This window comes from Plantibacter sp. M259, from assembly GCF_006065115.1.
In the GTDB taxonomy this organism is placed as follows: domain Bacteria; phylum Actinomycetota; class Actinomycetes; order Actinomycetales; family Microbacteriaceae; genus Plantibacter; species Plantibacter auratus.
Window position 1 is genome coordinate 2,733,968 of record NZ_CP040750.1, and the last position, 16,080, is coordinate 2,750,047.

At 68.9% G+C, this 16,080-nt stretch carries 14 protein-coding genes and 1 pseudogene; 7 read left to right on the forward strand and 8 right to left on the reverse strand.

Annotated features, from left to right (window positions below):
• Nucleotides 1-161: 161 nt before the first annotated feature.
• From FGL15_RS12820 to FGL15_RS12835, 5 genes and pseudogenes are all read left to right on the forward strand, one after another.
• Nucleotides 162-1,394, forward strand: coding sequence for an aminotransferase class V-fold PLP-dependent enzyme (locus tag FGL15_RS12820; RefSeq protein ID WP_138946328.1), 1,233 nt, complete (start codon nucleotides 162-164; stop codon nucleotides 1,392-1,394).
• A gap of 217 nt (nucleotides 1,395-1,611) precedes the next feature.
• A pseudogene (locus FGL15_RS21530) lies at nucleotides 1,612-1,941 on the forward strand (extracellular solute-binding protein); the annotation flags it as partial.
• A 101-nt stretch (nucleotides 1,942-2,042) separates the two neighbouring features.
• Complete coding sequence (locus tag FGL15_RS21535) at nucleotides 2,043-2,804, forward strand: extracellular solute-binding protein (RefSeq protein WP_370282224.1); 762 nt, start codon at nucleotides 2,043-2,045, stop codon at nucleotides 2,802-2,804.
• A gap of 6 nt (nucleotides 2,805-2,810) precedes the next feature.
• Nucleotides 2,811-3,791, forward strand: coding sequence for a carbohydrate ABC transporter permease (locus FGL15_RS12830; protein WP_138946329.1), 981 nt, complete (start codon nucleotides 2,811-2,813; stop codon nucleotides 3,789-3,791).
• A complete protein-coding gene (locus tag FGL15_RS12835; protein ID WP_138946330.1) occupies nucleotides 3,788-4,624 on the forward strand; it encodes a carbohydrate ABC transporter permease in 837 nt (278 codons plus the stop codon). Before FGL15_RS12830 ends, FGL15_RS12835 begins: the two co-directional genes overlap by 4 nt.
• Before the next feature lie 13 nt (nucleotides 4,625-4,637).
• On the opposite strand, the gene FGL15_RS12840 is transcribed toward FGL15_RS12835, so the two are convergent.
• The gene (locus FGL15_RS12840) at nucleotides 4,638-5,321 is read right to left on the reverse strand and encodes a thioredoxin domain-containing protein (protein ID WP_138946331.1); all 684 of its coding nucleotides are present in this window, start codon (nucleotides 5,319-5,321) and stop codon (nucleotides 4,638-4,640) included.
• Between the two features lie 116 nt (nucleotides 5,322-5,437).
• On the opposite strand from FGL15_RS12840, the gene FGL15_RS12845 reads away from it, so the two are divergent.
• Nucleotides 5,438-6,430 carry an NADP-dependent oxidoreductase gene (locus tag FGL15_RS12845; RefSeq protein WP_138946332.1) on the forward strand — a complete coding sequence of 331 codons (993 nt, stop codon included), beginning with the start codon at nucleotides 5,438-5,440 and terminating at the stop codon, nucleotides 6,428-6,430.
• Nucleotides 6,431-6,631: 201 nt separating this feature from the next.
• Here FGL15_RS12845 and FGL15_RS20370 read toward each other — a convergent pair whose 3' ends face one another.
• From FGL15_RS20370 to FGL15_RS12855, 3 genes are read right to left on the reverse strand one after another with little or no spacing between them, the layout of a single operon-like run.
• A complete protein-coding gene (locus FGL15_RS20370) occupies nucleotides 6,632-6,772 on the reverse strand; it encodes a hypothetical protein (RefSeq protein ID WP_162852291.1) in 141 nt (46 codons plus the stop codon).
• 34 nt (nucleotides 6,773-6,806) lie between these two features.
• The gene (locus FGL15_RS12850; protein ID WP_138946333.1) at nucleotides 6,807-8,804 is read right to left on the reverse strand and encodes a YhgE/Pip domain-containing protein; all 1,998 of its coding nucleotides are present in this window, start codon (nucleotides 8,802-8,804) and stop codon (nucleotides 6,807-6,809) included.
• A complete protein-coding gene (locus FGL15_RS12855; RefSeq protein WP_138946334.1) occupies nucleotides 8,801-11,632 on the reverse strand; it encodes an MMPL family transporter in 2,832 nt (943 codons plus the stop codon). The genes FGL15_RS12850 and FGL15_RS12855 overlap by 4 nt, the downstream gene beginning before the upstream one ends.
• Nucleotides 11,633-11,789: 157 nt before the next feature.
• Between FGL15_RS12855 and FGL15_RS12860 the strand changes: the two genes are divergently transcribed.
• Entirely contained in the window at nucleotides 11,790-12,470 is a 681-nt protein-coding gene (locus FGL15_RS12860; protein WP_168223396.1) for a TetR/AcrR family transcriptional regulator, read from the forward strand.
• Nucleotides 12,471-12,472: 2 nt separating this feature from the next.
• Here the strand turns inward: FGL15_RS12860 and FGL15_RS12865 are convergent, their stop codons facing one another.
• The 4 genes from FGL15_RS12865 to FGL15_RS12880 all read right to left on the reverse strand — a co-directional run bounded on the left by FGL15_RS12865 (nucleotide 12,473) and on the right by FGL15_RS12880 (nucleotide 16,044).
• Nucleotides 12,473-12,928: a VOC family protein gene (locus FGL15_RS12865; RefSeq protein WP_138946336.1), complete on the reverse strand. Its 456-nt coding sequence runs from the start codon at nucleotides 12,926-12,928 to the stop codon at nucleotides 12,473-12,475.
• Between the two features lie 76 nt (nucleotides 12,929-13,004).
• Nucleotides 13,005-14,228, reverse strand: a complete 1,224-nt coding sequence (locus FGL15_RS12870; protein ID WP_138946337.1) for an ABC transporter permease — start codon at nucleotides 14,226-14,228, stop codon at nucleotides 13,005-13,007.
• Nucleotides 14,225-14,911 carry an ABC transporter ATP-binding protein gene (locus tag FGL15_RS12875; protein WP_138946338.1) on the reverse strand — a complete coding sequence of 229 codons (687 nt, stop codon included), beginning with the start codon at nucleotides 14,909-14,911 and terminating at the stop codon, nucleotides 14,225-14,227. The genes FGL15_RS12870 and FGL15_RS12875 overlap by 4 nt, the downstream gene beginning before the upstream one ends.
• Entirely contained in the window at nucleotides 14,908-16,044 is a 1,137-nt protein-coding gene (locus tag FGL15_RS12880) for a peptidoglycan-binding protein (RefSeq protein ID WP_138946339.1), read from the reverse strand. Before FGL15_RS12880 ends, FGL15_RS12875 begins: the two co-directional genes overlap by 4 nt.
• Between the last annotated feature and the right edge of the window lie 36 nt (nucleotides 16,045-16,080).

Genomic DNA, 16,080 nt, shown 5'->3' on the forward strand with positions numbered 1-16,080 from the left:
GACGTCCGACGACTCCATGTTCGAAAGGCGAGTCATCTGATGACTCGATCCCGAAACGACCCGAGCGATCACTTGTAACACGACAGAAACCCAAGTCATCAAACGTTGCCCCTATGGTTATCGGACAATCCACTGCATAATCGACTCGGAGGAACGTCACTGTGGACACTCGCACCATCGCACGGCCAGCGCCGCTCACGCTCGGCGACGGCCGACCGGCAACGGCCGGGTGGACGCTGGATCCGACCAAGCGTCACATCAACCACGGATCCTTCGGGGCGGTCCCGATCGTCGCGCAGGAGCACCAGCAGGCCCTCCGCCGCGAGATGGAGGCGGCACCCCTCACCTGGTTCCCGGCCCTCCCGGCCAAGGTCGGCGCGGCCCGTGTCGGGATCGCCGACTTCCTCGGGGCGTCGGTCGACCAGCTCGCCATGGTTCCGAACGCGAGCGCCGGGGCGAGCGTCGTCTTCTCCAGCCTCCCCGTGCAGCGCGGCCTCGAGATCATCGTCACCGACCACGGCTACGGCGCGGTCACGATGGGTGCCGAGCGACTCGCGCGACGCTGGGGCGGCACCGTCCGGACCGCCCGCATCCCGCTCGACGCCGACGCGCAGACCGCCCACGACGCCGTCGTCGCCGAGTTCAGCGACCGCACGGCCCTCATCGTGATGGACCAGATCACCTCGCCGACCGCCCGACTCCTGCCCGTCCAGCAGATCGCCGCCACCGCCCGTGCCGCCGGCATCCCCACCCTTGTCGACGCCGCTCACGTCCCCGGCCTGTACGCCGACCCCATGCGCGACCTCGACTGCGACTTCTGGGTCGGCAACCTGCACAAGTTCGGGTGCGCCCCTCGCGGTGCCGCCGTCCTCGTCGCCCGCAGCCCGCTCGCGCAGGAGCTCTACCCGCTCATCGACTCCTGGGGTTCCCCGTACCCGTTCCCGCAGCGCTTCGACACCCAGGGCACGGTCGACGTCACGAGCTACCTCGCCGCGGCGACGTCGCTCGGGTTCATCGAGGACATGTGGGGATGGTCGGCAGCCAGGGACTACATGACCGAGCTCGCCGACTACGCCGTCGAGGTGGTCGCCGACGCCGTGACCGCCATCACCGGCGAGGACAGCCACGTCGACGTGGGCATGCCCGTCAACGCCCTCCGGCTCGTCAAGCTCCCGACCGGCCTCGCGACGACCCACGCGACCGCCGACGGGCTCCGCGACCGCGTGTCCGCCGAGCTCGGCGTCGAGGGTGCGTTCACGAGCCTCGACGGTATCGGCTACGTCCGACTCTCCACCCACGTCTACAACACCCCCGAGGACTTCGAACACTTCGCCGAGCACGCCGTCCCGGTGCTTGCGCGATGGGCCGAGGAGGAGCGCGCGGCCACGAGCTGAGCGCGGAACCGCCCGACCCGACACCACCACACCCGCACCACCGCACCGCACCGGCACCACAGCATCCACCCCCGCAGCACCCCCACCAGCACCACTCAAAGGAGAAGCGAGCATGAGGAAGTCACGCGCAACGGCAGCCATCGGCCTGTCCGTCGTCACCGGCCTCGCCCTGTCGGCCTGTGCCGGCGGCGCGAGCGACGGCACCGTCACCCTGCAGATGGTCGAGAGCCTGACCAACCCCGCCCGGACCGAGGTCCTGAAGTCGCTCATCGCGGACTTCGAGGCCGACAACCCGAAGATCAAGGTCGAGCTCATCTCGCCGCCGACCGACCAGGCCGACCAGAAGATCACCCAGATGCTGCAGTCCGGCTCCGGCGTCGACGTGCTCGAGGTCCGCGACATCACCGTCGGTCCGTTCTCCACTAACGGCTGGCTCGACGACATGAGCGGCGAGCTCGAGGACTGGAAGGGCTGGGACGACCTCACCGACAACGCGACGAAGTACGCGAAGGGCGAGGACGGCAAGGTCTACTACGTGCCCTACGGCTTCTACGGGCTGAGCCTGTTCTACCGCACCGACCTCATCAAGGAGGCCGGTTTCGACGGGCCCCGACGAGCTGGGACGACCTCCTCGAGCAGGCCTCGGCGATCCAGGACCCCTCGAAGAACCAGTTCGGCTACGCCTTCCGTGGCGGCACCAACGCGAACAGCAACGTCGTCGCGGCCATCGAAGCCTACGTCGCCGACGACCTCGACACCGAGAACGCGTTCAAGCTGACCAACGGCGACACGATCTTCTCCGCACCGGAGGCGCTCGACGCCGTCAACACCTACTTCGACCTCTTCAAGGAAGCTTCGCCGCCGTCGTCCGTCGCGTGGGGCTACCCCGAGATGGTCGAAGGCTTCTCGAACGGTTCGACCGCGTTCCTCCTGCAGGACCCGGAGGTCATCGCGACCGTCGAGCAGTCCGAGGCGATCACGGCCGAGCAGTGGAGCACCGCTCCGCTGTTGACCGGTCCGACCGGCAAGGCCGCGCAGCCCATGGCGACCGCGGGCTGGGGCACGGCCGCGTCGAGCGAGCACAAGGCCGAGGCCGCGAAGCTCATCGAGTTCCTCTCCGAGGACAAGCAGGCCACCACGTTCGCCCAGGAGAACAGCCTCGTCCCGATCGTGAAGAGCGCGGCGGACAGCGACTTCTACAAGACCGGCCCGTGGGCCAGCTACGTCACGATGAACGAGAACCCGGACACCTACCTGAGCGTCACGCAGCCGCGCGGCTCCTCCTGGTGGACCGAGTGGATCCAGAAGTCCGACTCCGAGATCCAGCAGGTCCTCATCGGCCAGCTGACGCCGGAGAAGCTCCTCGCGGGCTGGGACGAGTACTGGACCGAGAAGTGGAAGAGCGAGTAACCGTCCATGACGACCACCACTGACGAAGCGGGTCGCAGGCAGCAGCCTGCGACCCCGACACCCCCGGCCGGTCCCTCGCGGACCGCCGGTGGGCGTCGGCGGCGCACCTTCACGGTGCGCCGCGGCTTCGGCCTCCTCGCCTTCCTCGCCCCCGCGTTCATCTTCGTGGCGATCTTCATCTACTACCCGATGATCGCCGGCTCCCAGATGGCGTTCCGCAACTGGAACCTCGCCAACCTCACCGACACCTCCTGGGTGGGCTTCGCCAACTTCCTGGCCGTCTTCGCCGACCCCGCCTTCGGCAAGGTCGTCGCGAACACCGTGCTCTGGGTGGTGGCCTCGATCGTCCCGCAGTTCGTCATCGGCTTCGGCATCGCCCTGTGGCTGCGCCGGAAGTTCCGGTTCCGCGGCCTCTACCAGGCGATGATCTTCTTCCCATGGGCCATCTCGGGCTTCCTCATCGGCATCCTGTTCCGCTGGATGTTCAACAGCGAGTTCGGCGTGATCAACGACCTGCTCCAGAAGGTCGGGCTCATCGACACCCCGATCCCGTGGCTGGCCGACCCGAACACCGCGATGTTCGCCGTCATCGTGGCGAACGTCTGGTACGGCGTCACCTTCTTCGCGATCATGATCCTCGCCGCCCTGCAGTCAGTGCCGGAGGACCTCTTCGAGGCCGCGGCGCTCGACGGCGCGGGCAAGGCGCGCATGCTCTTCCAGATCACCATCCCGTACATCCGCACGACGCTCGCGCTCACCGTGCTGCTCCGGGTCATCTGGATCTTCAACTTCCCCGACATCATCTACGGCATGACGGGCGGTGGTCCGGCGAACCAGACCCACATCCTCACCACCTGGATGATCGCGACCACCCAGCGCGGCGATTACGGCCGGGCCTCCGCGATCGGCCTCATCGTCGTCGCGATCCTGCTGGTGTTCACCGCGTTCTACCTGCTGTCCATGCGTGAGAAGAAGGTGAAGGCATGATCGACAAGGAGACGCAGACGGCGAAGGTCGTCAAGTTCCTCTTCCTCGGGCTCTGGCTCGTCATCACGGTGTTCCCGCTGTACTGGATCGTCGTCACCTCGTTCAAGAAGCCGGGCGCGATCTTCTCCTACCCGCTGACGTACTGGCCGGAGGTGTTCTCGGTCGAGAACTACCTCGGCCTGTTCAGCAAGGCGCAGTTCGGCACCTACGTCGTCAACAGCCTCATCGTGGCGACGATCGCGGCGGTCGTCGCGACGTTCATCTCGATGCTGTCCGCCTACGTGCTGGCACGGTTCGAGTTCCGCAGCAAGGGGGCGATCCTGCTGGCGTTCCTCGCGACGCAGATGATCCCGTCGTTCATCGCCCTCGGACCGCTCTACCTGCTGATGACGCAGCTCAAGCTCGTCGACAACCGGTTCGGGCTCATCCTCATCTACATCGCGGTGTGCATCCCGTTCTGCACCGTCATGCTGCGCGGGTTCTTCGAGAACATCCCCGACGCCCTCGAGGAGGCGGCCATGATCGACGGCTGCTCGCGGTTCGGCGCGCTCTTCCGGGTGCTCGTCCCGGTGCTGAAGCCCGGCATCGTCGCGGCGTTCATCTTCAACTTCGTGAACTGCTGGAACGAGCTGTTCCTCTCGGTGACCCTCATCAACAGTGACGCGAACAAGACGATCCCGACGGCGCTCAACGGCTTCATCACGAGCTACAACATCGACTGGGGTTCAATGTCGGCGGCGGCCGTGCTGACCATCATCCCGACGATGGTGCTGTTCGCCTTCGCGAGCCGGTACATCGTGCAGGGCCTGACGGCCGGAGCGGTCAAGGGCTGAGCCGCGCCGGCGGTCAGTCTCCTGCAGCGTCGAGCGCGGCGTCGATGGCCCGTCTCAGGTCGTCGGCGCTGCTTGGCGTGGTCTGGACGCCGTCGATGAACAGGCTCGGGGTTCCGCGGACGCCGAGTGCCGCTCCGTCGTCGAGGTCCTCCTGGACCGCGGCTCGCGTGGCCGGGTCGGCGACGGCCGCATCCCAGGCTGCGAGGTCGAGGTCGAGGGATTCGGCGATGACCCGGAAGGTCTGCATGGCTTCGCCCGCGCTGAGTTCGGACCAGGCCGCCTGCTGTTCGAAGACCGCGCTGTAGTAGTCGTCGAACGCCCCCTGCTGTGCGGCCGCCTCGCCGGCGATCGCAGCGGACATCGCGTTGTCGTGCATCGGGAGCGGGTAGTTGCGGGCGACGAAGTCGACCTGACCGGCGTAGTCGTCGGCGAGCTGCTCGAGGACGGGGGCGAGTCGACCGCAGGGCGGGCACTGGAAGTCGAAGAACTCCACGACCGTCACCGTCGCGGTGTCGGTGGGCCCCTGGAGGTAGGACGGCGATGAGCCGAGCGCGGTCTGTGCGCTCGCCGCGGGAGGAGGTGTCGGCGTCGGTGTCGATGGCGAAGCGGCCGGTGAAGCGCAGGCTCCGAGGGAGAGGACGAGGGCGGCGGCGAGCAGAGCTGACCTGCGGACGGGAACGGTTCGGCGACGTGGCATTCCGTCATTCTAGACAGAACTGCTGATGTTTCACTGGACGACAGTGCTCGATCGTCCGAACCTGCAAGCTGGCTGATAGTTGGATCGTCTAGCGACATCCGGCGGGATGATGAACCATGTTCGGTTCGAAGCAGACGACGAGGTCACTCCGCTACGCCCGCTACGGCGGGCCCGACGTACTCGAGTTCATCGAGTCCGAGATGCCGCATCCCAGATGGGGCGAGGTCGTGGTCGACGTCCTCGCGAGCGGCATCAACCACATCGAGGCGTTCGTCCGCGAGGGTCACCTCGCCGAGACGGTGCCGATCGAGCTGCCGACGGGGCAGGGGAGCGACTTCGCCGGGCTCGTCCGCGAGGTCGGCACCGGGGTCGAGGGCTGGAAGCGGGGCGACGAGGTGATCGGCCACGCCGTCCGTGGCGCGCACGCCACCCAGGTCGTCGTTCCGGCGTCGTCCCTCGTCCGAAAGCCGAAGCGCGTGAGCTGGGAGGAGGCCGGTGGGCTGTACCTCGCTGGACTCACGGCGCTCGACACCCTCGACGGGCTGCACCTCAAGCAGGGAGACACCCTCGTCATCTCCGCGGCGGCCGGCGGCGTCGGGAACATCGAGGCGCAGCTGGCGAAGTTCGCGGGCGTGCGGGTCATCGGCACGTGCGGTGAGCGGAACCACGACTTCCTCCGTGAACAGGGCGTCAAACCGGTCGTCTACGGCGAGGGCATGGCCGATCGGATCCGGAAGCTCGCGCCCGACGGCGTGACGGCGTTCATCGACAACTTCGGTCAGGACGGGCAGGAACTCGCGTTCGAACTCGGCGTCGCACCGGAGAAGTACCGTTCGAGCGAGGACCGGAAGGCGATCGAGCTCTCGGCACTCGACCCCGACGAGGAGTTCGCCGCCCACGCCACCAAGCAGTTGCAGCGGCTTGCGGAATACGCCGGCGACCACGCGCTGAAGGTCGTCGTCTCGGCGTTCTACCCGTTCGACCTGATCGTCGACGCCTTCGAGGATCTCGAGCGGCTGCACGCGCGGGGCAAGATCATCGTCGGTATGCGCCCGGCGAACCCGGACCGCATCGTGAAGCAGCGCGACTTGCACGACGCCAGGCCCTGACGGCGGTCAGCGCACCGCGCTGGCCCGAGACGTCGGGTTCCGGCGCCAGCGCGGTGCGCTGACCCGAGATGCTCCGTTCCGGCGTGGGCGTGGGCGCGGGTCCGGAGCGTGAGCGCGACCCTCCGGATACCCTCGCTCGCGCGTGTGGGGTGCGCTCGCGTCAGCGCACCGCGCTGGCAGCCGAGCCGGGAGGGCGGTCGGCTAGTTGAAGATGAAGCCGAGGACGGTCGCGCCGCCTCCACCGAGGACGAGCGCGACGACGAGGACCCAGGCGATGAGCCGCTGACGACGCTTGCGCTGCTCGCCCCATTCGGCCAGTTCCCGGTCTTCGCTGCTGCTCATCACCCCAGCCTACCGGCGGGGTTCTCGGCCGGCATCAGGCGACGGCCGGGACGAGGGCCTTCACCGAGGTGGTCCTCGCCCGCGCGATCGCGAACGTCGTCGCGGCGAGCGATCCGAGGAGCCAGAGGACGAGGCCGACGACGCCGGCCGCGGCTCCCGTGTCACCGATCGCGATCGCCTGCAGGCCGCCGAGCGCCGGTGCGATCGGCAGGAAGGCGAGGATCTGGTCCAGCACCTGCGGAGCGGTCGTGATGATCCCGGTCGCCAGACCGATGAGCGCGACGATCATCGAGATGAACCGACCCGCGCCGCCGAACAGCGCGTTCAGCGCCTGGTTCGCGGCGGCGAAGACGAGCCCCGCGAGGACGGCGACCCCGGCGAAGCCGAGCCAGCCGCCCGCGTCGAGGTCCAGCAGTGGTGCGGTGATGACGGCGACGAGCAGGCCCTGCAGCATCCCGATCGCTCCGGCCGGCACGAAGGCGCTGAGCGCGAGTCGCAGCGATGAGCGGGTGGATCCGAACGCCCGCGTGGGCACCGGTCGCAGCACGAGGAAACTGGCGAGCGCACCCAGCCAGAGGGCGAGGACGGCGTAGAAGGGAGCGCTGTTCGTGCCGAAGGACACGGTCGCCGAGTCACCGGCCGAGACCGGGTCGGCCACGACGTCCGCGAGCGTCTGCCGGTCGGAGCTCGTGTAGGTCGGCAGACTGTCGACCGCGCTCTGCAGACCGGACGCGAGCGAGGTGATCCCGCCGGACAGGGTCCCTGCCCCCGACGCGAGCTGGTTCGACGCGTCGGCGAGCTGGGTCGTGCCGGTCGCCGACTGCGCCGCGCCGTCGGCGAGTGCGGACGCACCCGACGCGACCTGTGCCGCAGCGGCGTTGATGGTGGCGATGCCGTCCACCAGCGTGGGAAGGCTCGCGGAGAAGGTCGCCGCACCGGTCGACAGTTCCTGCGCTCCGGAGGCGATCGCCGTGGTGCCAGCCGCGAGTGCCGTGGTCCCTGGGTACTCGACCGATGGGTTCGAGGGGTCGAGGGAACCGCCGTTCGCGATCACGTTGCTGGTCGTGGCGAGTTGCGCGATTCCTTCGCAGTACTTCTCGGACGCGCCGGAGGCGGCGCATCCGGCGCTGAGCAGTGCGAGCTGCTGTGCCACTTGCGTGGTCGCGGCGGCCGTACCGTCTGCGGCGGTCGAGAGCTGCGAGACGCGGTCCGCCAGCTCCTTCGCACCGCCGGCAATCTTTGCCGCACCGGGGACGAGCCCGGGGCTGCCGGTCGATGCGTCGGGCTGTGTGCCGGCGTACAGCGCGGAGAGACCGTTCGACAACTGCCCGGCCCCGTCGCTCAGCTGCGTCGCGCCTGACGAGAGCTGCGTGGCGCCCGTGGCCAGCTGCGTGGTGCCGTTCGCGAGTTGCTGCGCACCCTGCGCGAGCGAGAGTCCGCCCGTCGAGAGCTGCTTCGCGCCGTCGGCGGCTTCACCGAGCTGGTCGTGGAGGGTGTTGAACCCGACGTAGACGTTCTCGAGGTAGGTAGTGGTGAGCTGTCGACCGAGGAGCGAGGCCGCGGTCTGCGTGATGGTCTGCGAGATGGCGTCGTCGACGAGTTTGCTGCGGTCGCTCGTCGTGACGTCGAGGCGGGCGCGCTCGGCGTCGGCGGCGTCGCCCGAGAAGGACGTCGCGGCCTTCGAGAAGTTCTCGGGGATGGTCACGACGGCCGTGTACGAACCGTCGGCGAGTCCCGCCTTCGCGTCGGACGCGTCGGTGATGACCCAGGTGTAGTTGGTCTCCTGGTCGCCGTCGACGAGACCTGCGGAGAGCTGGCGTCCGAGCGGCACGGTCTGGCCGTCGACGGTCACCGGCTTGTCGTCGTTCACGATGGCGGCGGTCACCTGACCGAGTCGTTCCGCCGGATTCCACAGTGCCCAGACGAGTCCGCCCGCGATGACGAGCGGCACGAGGATGAGGCCGATGATCGAGACGACCGTGACGCCCTTGCCGGAGCGGGCCCGTTCGAGGCGGTTCAGGATGGTGCTCATGCGTCGACCTTCGATTCAGCGATGGCGGTGGGGGTGGGGGCGGCACGGTCGAGGTCGAGTACCTCGGCGGCCGTGGTCGGCAGGACGCCGGCGAGCGAGGACGCGTCCGCGGTGCCGACGACGATCGTGAGCGGCCGGCGTGTGTGCTCCGCGGCTCTGGTCGCCGCCAGGAGGCGCTCGTACAGTCCGCGTCTCGTGTCGTCGTCGGGCACGGTGTCGACGCCGTCGAGGACGATGACGGCGGGGCGTTCGGCCAGCGCCGAGGCGAGCGTCTGAACGGGTTCACCGTGGTCCAGGCGGACGTACGCGACGCGGGACCGGACGGCACCGGCGCGGACGGGTAGGACCAGCCCGGCGACCTTGAGTCGCCCGTGGTCGGGTTCGAGGCGGCCAGCCAGCGTCAGCAGCAGGGCCGTGACCGAGACCGGCCGGGCACCCTGCACGGCGAGCACGCCGCCGACGGCGACCGTCGTGTCGACGTCGGAGTACAGCGGTCCGTCCGCACCGGCGAGCGTGACGCCGGCGGCGGCGATCGCGACCTCGTCGCCGTTGCGCCACTCGCGCAACTCGAGTTCGCGCTGCAGGCCCTCGCCCTCGACGTCGAACGACGGCAGGATGCGGTCGAGCCAGGTCGGCAGGTACCAGGCGTGGTCGCCGAGGAGCGCGAGCACCGCCGGCACGAGGGTCATGCGCACGATGAACGCGTCGACGAAGACCCCGACCGCGAGCCCGAGGGCGATGGGTTTGATGTTCGTGTCACCCTCCGGCACGAAGGCGGCGAACACCGCGAACATGATGACGGCTGCGGCGGTGACGACCTTCGCCGAGCCGAGGAAACCGGTCTCGACGGATCGCTTCGCGAGTCCCGAGTGGACGAAGTCCTCGCGCATCCGGGAGACGAGGAAGACCTCGTAGTCCATCGCGAGCCCGAAGAGGACACCCATGAGGATGATCGGCATGAAGCTGATCACGGGACCGGTCCTGGCGACGTGGAGCGCCTCGGCGAACACGCCGTGCTCGAAGACGAGGGCCACGACGCCGAACGACGCGGCGACCGACAGCAGGTAGCCGAGGGTCGCCTTGATCGGGACCCAGATGGAACGGAAGACCATCGTCAGGAGCACGAGCGACAGGCCGACGACGATCAGGCCGAAGGGGAGGAGGGCGCCGCCGAGGCGGTCGGAGATGTCGATGCCGATGGCGGTGAACCCGGTGACCTGGAGGTCGACGTCGTACTCGTCCTGGAAGTACTGGTGGAGCCCGCGGATCTCGGCGACGAGGTCCTTCGTCGCCTGGGAGTCGGGGCTGCCGCTCGGGATGACCTGGATGATGCCGGTGTCGGCCGTCGCGTTCGGGGTGGCGAGGGGGACGGCGGCGACGCCGTCGAGTCCTTCGATCTCCTGCTTGAGGTCGGTCATGAGTGTGAGCGGGTCGGTGCTGCCGACGATGCTTCCGGTGACGACGAGCGGGCCGTTGAACCCCTCCCCGAAGTGTTCGGACACGAGGTCGTAGGTGGTCCGTGCACTGTCACCCTCCGGAAGGGAACCGGCGTCGGGCAGGGCGAGTCGCAGCGACAGGGCGGGGATGGCGAGGGCCCCCAGGACGGCGACGACGGCGATGATCGTGACGATGGGGAGTCGGGTGACGCCGCGTACCCAGCCGAGGAAGAAGCGGTTGGGGTGCCCTTCGACAGGCTCAGGGACCGCGTGTTGTGGCTCAGGGACCGGGTGTTGTGGCTCAGGGACCGGGTGTTGTGGCTCAGGGACCGACCGACGGGGCTGGGCCTGCCGCTTGACGCGCCTCGTCTTCGGGCGAAGTCGGTTGCCGGCGAAGCCGAGCATGGCCGGGATGAGGGTGAGTGAGATGACCACCGCGATCGCGACGCCGACCGCCGCGGCGACACCCATCGTCGTGAGGAACGGGATGTTCGCGACGGCGAGCCCGAGCAGGGCGATGATCACGGTGAGTCCGGCGAAGATGACCGCTGAGCCGGCCGTGGCGGTCGCACGCGCTGTGGACTCCTCCGGATCAAGGCCGGAGCGCAGGCCGTCCTGGTGCCTCGAGATGATGAAGAGGGCGTAGTCGATGCCCACGGCGAGACCGAGCATGAGCGCGAGCATCGGAGTGGTCGAGGAGATCGGCCCGAAGACCGTCGCGACGAAGATGAGGGCCATCGAGATGCCGACGCCGAGCAGCGCGGTGATGAGGGGCATGCCGGCGGCGAGGAAGGAGCCGAAGGTGAGGACGAGGACGACGAGGGCGACGACGACGCCGATGAGCTCGATGAGGCTCAGGGTGGGCAGGCTGTTGCTGAACAGCTGACCGCCGAGCGACGACTGCGCGCCGGCCGGCAGGCTCTCGGCGAGGGCCGCCTCTGCTCGCTCGAGGCCGGAGACCGTGCCGGCGGTGATGTCCGACTGGGCGCTGTCGAACTGGATCGAGATGAGGGCGGCCCGCTGGTCGTCGGAGACGGCGCCGGTGATGTTCTCGTCGAAGGGTGAGACCGCCTGCTCGACCTGGTCGATCCGACCGAGCGAGGTGATGGCGTCGTCGATGGCGGACCGGACGTCGGCGTCGTCGACGGTGTCGCCGGCGGGTGCGACGACGACGATCTGAGCGGATGCGCCGCTCACCTGCGGGAAGGTGTGCTCCAGGGAGTCGAGGGCCTCCTGGGACTCCGTGCCGGGGATGGAGAAGGCGTTGTCGGTTCCCTGGTTGAACAGCAGTGCGCCACCGCCCGCGACGGCGAGCACGGCGATCCACAGGATCAGCACGAGCTTCCGCGCGCGGAACGCCCAACGGCCGAGGGTGTACAGCAGAGAGGACACGCGTCGCTCCTAGTGGTGTCGGCACGCTGCCCGCAGTCGGGCCGACCGAGGTTCGGACAGATTCGATACAGCGGTGTATCCGATACACGACTGTATTCGATACAATCGTGTATCGGCAAGGGGCCGGAGAAGCTGTCAGTAAGGTGTCAGGATGCACGTGCGCGAAGGAGTCGAGTCCCAGAACGACGAGGCCCCGGTCGAATCGGCCCGTCGGCAACGCACCAGGGAGCGACTCGTCGACGCCGCCTACGAGGTCTTCGCCGAGTTCGGCGTGCACGCGGCGTCGGTCGAGCAGATCAGTGAGCGCGCGGGCTTCACGCGCGGCGCTTTCTACTCCAACTTCGATTCGAAGGAGGAGCTGTTCTTCGCCCTCGAGTCACGCGAGAACCAGCTCCGACTCGATCGTCTGGAGGCCGGACTGCAGGCGGTCAGCCCGTCGCTCCTCGATGCAGCGGGCCGCTACACCGAGGGTTCGCTCGAGGCTCTGATCCGTGCCTTCCTCGAGCTCCAGCCCGATGACCGCCGCTGGTGCCTCGTCCAGTCGGAGTTCCGGATGCTGGCGATGCGCGACGCCGACGTCGCAGCCCGTTACCTCCAGCACCAGGAGAGCGCGGGCCGACAGCTCGCCGCGTGGCTCGACCAGGCGGCCGGACTGGCACACGTCCGGTTCACGATCCCCACGCCCGACATCGCGAACATTGTCGTCGCCCTCTACGAGTCGGCCATCCAGACCGCTGTGCTCATGGATCCGGACGGCGATGAGGGCTCACCGCGCGAGCTGGCGATGCGCACGCTCCCGGCCATCGTCCGCGCCCTCACGGAGTCGATCGACGACTGAGGTCAGGCCGACTCGTCGACTCCCTGCGGTTGCATCGCTTGGGCGAACATGACGATGATGCCGCTCGGACCGCGGACGTAGCTGAGCCGGTAGACGCCCTGATAGTCGGCGACACCGCGGAGCGGGTGGCAGTCATGCCTGGCGGCGATCGCCAGCGCCTCGTCGATGTCGTCGACGGCGAACGCGACCCGGTGCATGCCGATCTCGTTCGGCAGGGTCGGCTCCGTCTCGATCGCGGCCGGGTGGAGGTACTCGAAGAGTTCGAGGCGGCCGCGACCGTCCGGCGTCTGCAGCAGGGCGATCTTCGCGTGGTTGCCATCGAGGCCCACGGCCGTGTCCGCCCACTCGCCGCTCACCGTGTCGCGGCCGACCACGCTCAGCCCCAGGTCCGTGAAGAAGGCGATGGTCGCCTCGAGGTCGCGGACCGCGATCCCGACGTTCTCGAGTCTGATGTCCATGCGGTGAACGATATCGCGGTCGCTCAGGCCGGATGGCCCGACACCCGTGGGTGCCGGGCCACCGGGCCTCGCCGTTTCACCCGCTCAGGGCGCTGGTCGGCGGCGTCAGAGACGCCCGGATCGCCGGGTACAGGCCGGCGATCGCGCCGATGACCAGTGTCGCCCCGATCCCTCCGCCGATGACGCCCAGCGGCAACGAGACCGGCCACCCGTTCATCGTCGCGAAGGCGGCGGTCACCACGGCACCCAGCGCGGCACCGGCCGCACCGCCGAGCGCCGACAGGAGGAGCGCTTCAGTCAGGAACTGCGCGCGGATGTGTCCGCGCGTCGCTCCCAGCGCGCGCCGGAGTCCGATCTCCCGCTTCCGCTCGAGGACCGAGATCACCATGGTGTTCGCCACACCGATGCCGCCGACGAGCAGCGCGACCGAGCCGAGGCCGAGAAGCAGGCCGGTGAACGCCTGATCTGCCGCATTCTTGGCGGCGAGGGCGTCCGAGGGGCGCGACACCTCCACCTCGTTCGGAGCCTTCGGCGAGACGGTTCCGGGGAGCACACCTCGGACGGCGTCGACGTCCTCGTCCGCAGAGCGCTCGTAGACGGTTGTGGGCCGTCCTTCGTATCCGAACAGTTCGGCGGCGATCGGTTCACCGATCAGGGCCGCCGTGTCGATCTCGGGTGCGAGGCCGACGGGCGCGAGCACCCCGACGACGGTGAAGAGCCGGTCGCCGAGCCAGACGAGCGTTCCGGCTTCGCTCACGCCGAGCCGCTCGGCGGCCGTCGATCCGAGGACGACGGTCGGGAAGGATCCGGTCGCGGCGTTCAGCCAGTCGCCATCGACGAGCGATGCGTCCAGCACCTCGAGCAGATCCGGTGTCGCCGCCCGGACGTCGAGTCCGCCGCTGCGGTTCGGATCGATGAGCCGTGAGCGGTACACGGATCGGTCGGGAAGTGTCGCCGCCCCGGCGACCTGCTCGACACCGGTGATGCGACGGACACGATCGACGCTCGTCGCCGGCAACTCGGTCTGCTCTCCGGTCATCGTCTTGCCGGCCTCGACCCGCAGGAGGTTCGTTCCGAGGGTGTCCAGTTCCGCGGCCAGCTTCGCCTGACTCGACGTCGAGATGCCGACCACGGCGATCATGGCGGCGATACCGATGGCGATGCCGAGTGCCGACAGGACCGCGCGAGCCGGGCGAGCCCGCAGCCCGGTCGTCCCGAGGCGGAAGACGTCGCTCCCGAGGAGACGGGACCGCCGACGCGGATCCACGCGGCCCGCATCGGTCGACGGGTCGCGGCTCATGCGGCGATCCCGGAGTCCGAGACGAGGTGGCCGTCGCGGATCGCCACGCGACGCGGCAGGCGTTCGGCGAGTTCGACGTCGTGGGTGATGACGACGATGGTCGTCCCGGCGAGATTCAACTCGTGCAACAGCTCGACAACGCTGTCGCCGGAGCTGGTGTCCAGGTTGCCGGTCGGTTCGTCAGCGAGGAGGAGCGGGGGGTCCCCGACCACCGCACGGGCGATCGCGACGCGTTGCCGCTCGCCACCGGACATCTGGTTCGGCTTGTGGTCGAGTCGATGTCCGAGACCGACGCGGAGGAGCGCGGCTCGAGCACGGCGGCGTCGTTCCGATCGTCCGACGCCGGCGTATACGAGACCGTCCGCGACGTTGTCCACCGCGGAGAACCCCTCGGCCAGGTGGAACTGCTGGAACACGAAACCGATGCGATATGCCCGGAGCGCGGACAGCTCGGTGTCGGACATCTGCTGCACGTCCAACCCGTCGATCCGTGCGGTCCCCGAACTCGGGCGGTCGAGGGTGCCGATGAGGTTCAGCATCGTCGACTTGCCGCTGCCGCTCGGACCGACGATGGCGATGAATTCACCGCGGGACACCGTGAGATCGATGCCGGCGAGCGCGAGCGTCGGAGGTGACCCGTAGCTTCGGGTCACCTGTTCGAGGCCGATGATCTCGTCGCTCATCGAGGGACCACGACCTCGAGGCCGGCTTTCAGGCCCTCGCCGGATATCTCGACCAGGCCGCCGGCGAAGAGCCCGGTGGTCACGGGGACCTTGCGGTGGGTGCCGCCGGCGTCGACGACCTCGACGCCGAAGGTCTGGTCGTCGAAGGCGATGAGCGCGTCCACCGGGACCGACAGGACGTCCTCCCGTCGTTCGGAGGGGAATCCGACCGTGACGGTCGCGCGTTGGAGGTCGCCGGTGGCGGCAGGATCGTCCAACGCGATACCGACCGGGATGATGACCTCGGGTTTCCCGTTGGAGTCCTGGCGCTCGGTCGGAACGCCGACGTCCGTGACGGTGCCGGTGGTCGTCGATCCGCCGGGGAGCCGGACGTCGACCTTGCCGCCGATGACGGCGAGCTGTTGGTCGCTCGGCTTGAGCGCGACCTCGACCCGTTTCGTCGTCGCCGTCGCCGTGACGATGTCGGTGCTCGCCGGCGTGCCGACGGGGGCGTCGACGGCGCCGATCCTGACGTCGCCGGGTTGGATGACGACGGACCCCAGCGGGAGTTCACCGGTCTCCGGCAGCCCGAGGGCATCCTGCCAGCGCTGGATGGCGACGCGCGTACTCCAGGCGAACTCGGTGTCGGGTACCCGGTCGAAGTGTCCGAGGGCGGCCAGGCTCATCTCCAGGGCGAGGACGTCGGGGCCGTCGCTCATGCCGCTGGCGAAACCACGCCAGGCGGGAAGCGGCCCGTGCAGGAGCGGAACGGGCACATTGTCGACGGCGAAGAGCGACTGACCGAGGCCGATGACCGTTCCCGGGGCGGGAACCTGGGTGATCGTCCCGCCGAGTGTGCTTCCGAGCTTGCGTTTGTCGGTGTAGTCGAGCGCACCGGTCATCTCGGAGACACCGGACAACTCACCCTGCACGATCGGGACGGTTGCGGCCGCGGGGGTCGTCGTCTCGGTGGTGGAGGCGCTGGACCCGCCGTTCGTCAGGACGAGGAACGCGGCGGCCCCGACGACGGCGACAACGGCGGCGCCGCTGAGGACGACGATCGCGCCGCGTCGTCGTCCGGGTCTGTCGGGTGGAACGAGTTCGTCCTCGATGGTCGGATGGCCGGTGGATGCGGGGACGGGGGTGCTGCTCATGCGAGGACTCCTCGGGATCGGGGACCGGGCGTGGCT

Coding starts and splice junctions, on each gene's coding strand:
- FGL15_RS12845 (WP_138946332.1), top strand. CDS start 5,438: ATGTTCGGTTCGAAGCAGACGACGAGGTCACTCCGCTACGCCCGCTAC.
- FGL15_RS12850 (WP_138946333.1), bottom strand. CDS start 8,804: ATGAGCACCATCCTGAACCGCCTCGAACGGGCCCGCTCCGGCAAGGGC.
- FGL15_RS12875 (WP_138946338.1), bottom strand. CDS start 14,911: ATGAGCGACGAGATCATCGGCCTCGAACAGGTGACCCGAAGCTACGGG.
- FGL15_RS12830 (WP_138946329.1), top strand. CDS start 2,811: ATGACGACCACCACTGACGAAGCGGGTCGCAGGCAGCAGCCTGCGACC.
- FGL15_RS12865 (WP_138946336.1), bottom strand. CDS start 12,928: ATGGACATCAGACTCGAGAACGTCGGGATCGCGGTCCGCGACCTCGAG.
- FGL15_RS12870 (WP_138946337.1), bottom strand. CDS start 14,228: ATGAGCCGCGACCCGTCGACCGATGCGGGCCGCGTGGATCCGCGTCGG.
- FGL15_RS12835 (WP_138946330.1), top strand. CDS start 3,788: ATGATCGACAAGGAGACGCAGACGGCGAAGGTCGTCAAGTTCCTCTTC.
- FGL15_RS12880 (WP_138946339.1), bottom strand. CDS start 16,044: ATGAGCAGCACCCCCGTCCCCGCATCCACCGGCCATCCGACCATCGAG.
- FGL15_RS12840 (WP_138946331.1), bottom strand. CDS start 5,321: ATGCCACGTCGCCGAACCGTTCCCGTCCGCAGGTCAGCTCTGCTCGCC.
- FGL15_RS20370 (WP_162852291.1), bottom strand. CDS start 6,772: ATGAGCAGCAGCGAAGACCGGGAACTGGCCGAATGGGGCGAGCAGCGC.